Origin of the sequence: Limnofasciculus baicalensis BBK-W-15 (genome assembly GCF_024178385.1) — a bacterium.
In the GTDB taxonomy this organism is placed as follows: domain Bacteria; phylum Cyanobacteriota; class Cyanobacteriia; order Cyanobacteriales; family Coleofasciculaceae; genus Limnofasciculus; species Limnofasciculus baicalensis.
On the sequence record NZ_JAMZMM010000499.1, the window covers coordinates 1 to 3,595 of the forward strand.

Here is a 3,595-nt window from a genome sequence, read left to right on the forward strand (position 1 = left end):
GTATAAGGGAAACCAATAACCCATCCGCTACTAAAACCCTCACCAAAACCAATAACCCATCCGAAAAAACCGTTACCCCATCCGTTGCCAATTTTCCCGATTTAATCATGATTGACGGAGGCAAAGGACAACTCTCAGCAGTAGTTGCCACCTTAAAAGAAATGAACCTTTTAGACAAATTACGAGTCATAAGTTTAGCTAAACAGCGAGAAGAAATATTCCTTCCCGGTGCATCATCTCCTTTACCAACCAATTCCGAACAACCTGGAGTTCAATTATTACGGCGGTTGCGGGATGAAGCACACCGATTTGCCGTAACTTTCCATCGCCAACAACGAAGTGAAAAAATGCGTCGTAGCCGTTTAGATGAAATTCCCGGCTTAGGATTTCAGCGCCAAAAACAACTGTTATCACATTTTCACTCGATTGACTATATTCGAGAAGCATCTATCTCACAGCTTATGGAAGTTCCCGGAATTGGCAATAGTTTAGCTACCGAAATTTACAATTACTTTCACCCATGAAAATTACCTCAAACATTGTTGAAACCCATGGCAAATTAATTCTGTTAGTTGTAATTGCCTTGGAAGTTTTACTAGCGGCAATATATTTAGCAGGTATAGTACTTACAGGAGAAGCTTATCCAGCTTTTGATATGAATGGACAAATGACTGTCCCTTCTTATTTCCAGGCTTTCCATCTGTTTTTAATTGCCGCTATTGCAATTAGTATTTTACTTTTTGGACTTCCATCTTCACGCCCGCCATCGCGCATATTTTGTTGTACCGTCGCTGTACTATTTACTTATGCCTCAGTAGATGAAGTTTTCAAAATTCATCTTCAACTTTACAATCTGCTCAATACATCTCATCATAGAGCTTGGATGCCTATCTATTTAGGTATTGGTGTGAGTACTTTACTCATATTTCACCGAGACTTTATTGCGATGTGGCATTTTCACCGGAAAGCGATATCATTTGTCGCCTTGGGGTTGGGTATATTTATTTTGGGTGGTTTTGGGGGAGAATTGTTTGGTGTTGTGTTAAAACCCCTACTTGCTTATCTGTTTGAAGAGGGTGACTTTATTAAGTTATTTTTGGAGAAATCTAGGGTAGCGGTTGAAGAGTTGTCTGAATTAATTGGCGAGAGTTTGATTGTTTATGGTTTGTGTTTATTTTTGGTGAGGCGATTGCAGAAGGAAGTAGCGAGAATATAGATGGGATTTGGGAGACAATTACAGATGGTTACAGGTTTATGAATTACACCACATCAATCCTGTTTTACTGAAATTACCGGGTTTATTAGGCATCTATTAATCCTGTGGCTGGTGCGTTAGCTTGCGCGTAACGCACCCTACAGATAGAAGCGATAACTACTCCAAAACTAATTATTTTGCCGCTGTATTTTTTCTGGATTTCAGTCCGTTTTATTACCGAGACTGTAACTGGCAGAAGAAGAGACAACATCAGTACCCTCGTTAAAGTATTCAGTGACAATATCTGAGGTACTATCAACTACATAGATATCATCTCCAGCACCACCATACATTGAGTCATTACCAGTACCACCATTGAGGTAATCATTGCCATTGCCAGCGATGAGAGTATCGTTACCACCATTGCCGTAGAGGGAATCGTTACCATCTCCACTCCAGAGGTAATTGTTATAATCATTACCTCTGATATTATTATTCAGACTATTACCATGTTAGCGCTGTTGCCATTGATGGTATCGTTACCAGAACCACCGTTAGCGTTTTCGATCAGTGAACGGACATCACCGTTGTACTGTAGTGCATTGAATACATGACCACGGGCATAATGACCGTCGCCAAGATAGGCGCGTTGGAAATTACCGCCAACATTGAGATCAGACCAACCACCCGGTGTCAGATCGATTGATAGATTAGTGGTGTAGTTCGAGAAGTCATAGGTATCGATCCCATTACCATCCCAGATTGTGCGGAAGACACGATTGGCACCCGGTGTACCTTGCCCGACACCATTGACAAACATCTCTCCGGTGGTGGTTGAGAAGGTGTAATTTGTGTTGGTGGAGTTGTAGCCAAACCATGCACCGTACATGTGCTGAATGGCTGCAATGTCGTACATCATTAATGACTGTGCATATCCCCATGTCTCATTAGTGGGACCGCCAGTTCCTGGATGCCCTACATAGGAGCGGTAAGTCATAATCGAGAACTCCATTGAGTCGCGATCAGAATTCATGGCGACATTGCGAACACCACCAGTCTCATGACCATGCTTCAATCCCAGTGCATGACCCAATTCATGCCCGAAGGCATAATAAGCAAAGTTGCCGATGACTGGGCTGTTGTTATCAGTTCTGTTAAACCATACGTCGCCTGCTTCAACAGTGTTTCCAGGGTAGCGGGCGTAGGCTGCGGCACCAATGCTTGCCGGGTGATCGGACATTGCCATGCGAATTGTTGCATTGCGATCGCTGGTACCAGTCAATTCAAATGGACTAAGAAGAGAGATATTGAAAAAAGCCCCCCCGTTGCCTATCCATGCCCGCGCTACATTTCGCTGGGTTGCGTTTAGTGTTTGGAAGCTAGCGGCATGAGATGCGCGGTCTGGATAACCAGACTCATAATCATTGATGCTGTCGGTGAAGCTAAAGCTGATTGAGGTAGATGCCCATTTTACTCCGCTGAGTAAACCATCAATGTTATTGTTGCCAGTTGCAGTTACGGTTGCTGTACTCATGATAAGTCCTTGATTACTTTAGGTATCTTTAACAAGGTTGAAAAAGTAAGCGCGATTAGCTTTGAGCTAGTAGCAGCATCAATCGCACTCTATATATAACTCAGGTGAAAATTCCGATTTTTATGCAAAACTACTAAATATTAATTTATGTAACAAATCGCATAATTTCTGGTGTTTTGGATTGAGTAACAAAATGCTGGAATATACAGCGGATTTCACCTGAATGAGATCCAACGACTATTTTCCAAGGAACTATGAATTGTTTTACATTCTGTCCTGGACAAGTTATACCAACCTTCGGTAGTCCAGATGTCGTTCCCGTAATCGGACTCGTAATAGGCAATGGCAACCTCAATATTTTCACCTGTTTCATTACAGACGTGAAATCCTCTTGGTGCTGATTGCGCTGGACTTAGAAGACTAAGGGTTGATATCATGAAAGTTCCGATTCCCATCGTAACTAGGGATAGTTTTCTCAGAATGTTCATAGGAATTAGTTCTCCTAGTAGATGAGTTTTAATTGCTTGAGTTTTATGGAAGTGAATAATTTCTGCTTTTTGGTGACAAATCCGATTTTTTACCATAACACCTGAATTATCTTGAAATAGTATCTATTCGTTACCCGCCAAACCCGCCAGAGAATAAATTCTCTGTCTAATAGCTGAAGTCCATTAAAATGGACTAAAATTGTAATTATCAGTCGGTTTCAACTCATAACTTGCACCCTTGTCAGGAAGCTGCCAAACCCGCCAGAGAATAAATTCTCTGTCTAATAGCTGAAGTCCATTAAAATGGACTGAAATTATCATGCCAGTCAGTTTTAACTGACTTAAGCTATTAGACAGTGGTTTGAACCACTGTCGGGT

The 3,595-nt window shown here is 41.7% G+C and carries 6 protein-coding genes and 1 pseudogene; 2 read left to right on the forward strand and 5 right to left on the reverse strand.

The features are described 5' to 3' along the window. Both NJ959_RS27215 and NJ959_RS27220 read left to right on the forward strand, forming a co-directional pair. A partial coding sequence (locus NJ959_RS27215; RefSeq protein ID WP_254014892.1) for a helix-hairpin-helix domain-containing protein occupies nt 1-524 on the forward strand: 524 nt, incomplete at its 5' end. Further along, on the forward strand, nt 521-1,216 hold the full coding sequence (locus tag NJ959_RS27220) for a DUF8692 domain-containing protein (RefSeq protein ID WP_254014893.1): 696 nt from the start codon (nt 521-523) through the stop codon (nt 1,214-1,216). The genes NJ959_RS27215 and NJ959_RS27220, both read left to right, overlap by 4 nt. 200 nt (nt 1,217-1,416) lie before the next feature. Here the strand turns inward: NJ959_RS27220 and NJ959_RS31065 are convergent, their stop codons facing one another. The 5 genes and pseudogenes from NJ959_RS31065 to NJ959_RS27245 form a co-directional block, all read right to left on the reverse strand. Continuing rightward, the gene (locus NJ959_RS31065) at nt 1,417-1,548 is read right to left on the reverse strand and encodes a hypothetical protein (protein ID WP_254014894.1); all 132 of its coding nucleotides are present in this window, start codon (nt 1,546-1,548) and stop codon (nt 1,417-1,419) included. Nucleotides 1,549-1,650: 102 nt separating this feature from the next. Beyond that, nucleotides 1,651-1,695 (reverse strand): annotated as a pseudogene (locus tag NJ959_RS31070) (hypothetical protein); the annotation flags it as partial. Then, on the reverse strand, nt 1,692-2,729 hold the full coding sequence (locus NJ959_RS27235; protein WP_254014895.1) for a M10 family metallopeptidase: 1,038 nt from the start codon (nt 2,727-2,729) through the stop codon (nt 1,692-1,694). The pseudogene NJ959_RS31070 and the gene NJ959_RS27235, both read right to left, overlap by 4 nt. A 215-nt stretch (nt 2,730-2,944) precedes the next feature. Next, nucleotides 2,945-3,313, reverse strand: a complete 369-nt coding sequence (locus NJ959_RS27240; protein WP_254014896.1) for a DUF1036 domain-containing protein — start codon at nt 3,311-3,313, stop codon at nt 2,945-2,947. A gap of 87 nt (nt 3,314-3,400) precedes the next feature. Then, a partial coding sequence (locus NJ959_RS27245) for a hypothetical protein (RefSeq protein ID WP_254014897.1) occupies nt 3,401-3,595 on the reverse strand: 195 nt, incomplete at its 5' end.

Bases quoted from the DNA above. Each gene is read 5' to 3' on its own strand.
- NJ959_RS27235 (WP_254014895.1), bottom strand. From the start codon at position 2,729: ATGAGTACAGCAACCGTAACTGCAACTGGCAACAATAACATTGATGGT.
- NJ959_RS27220 (WP_254014893.1), top strand. From the start codon at position 521: ATGAAAATTACCTCAAACATTGTTGAAACCCATGGCAAATTAATTCTG.
- NJ959_RS27240 (WP_254014896.1), bottom strand. From the start codon at position 3,313: ATGGTAAAAAATCGGATTTGTCACCAAAAAGCAGAAATTATTCACTTC.
- NJ959_RS31065 (WP_254014894.1), bottom strand. From the start codon at position 1,548: ATGTATGGTGGTGCTGGAGATGATATCTATGTAGTTGATAGTACCTCA.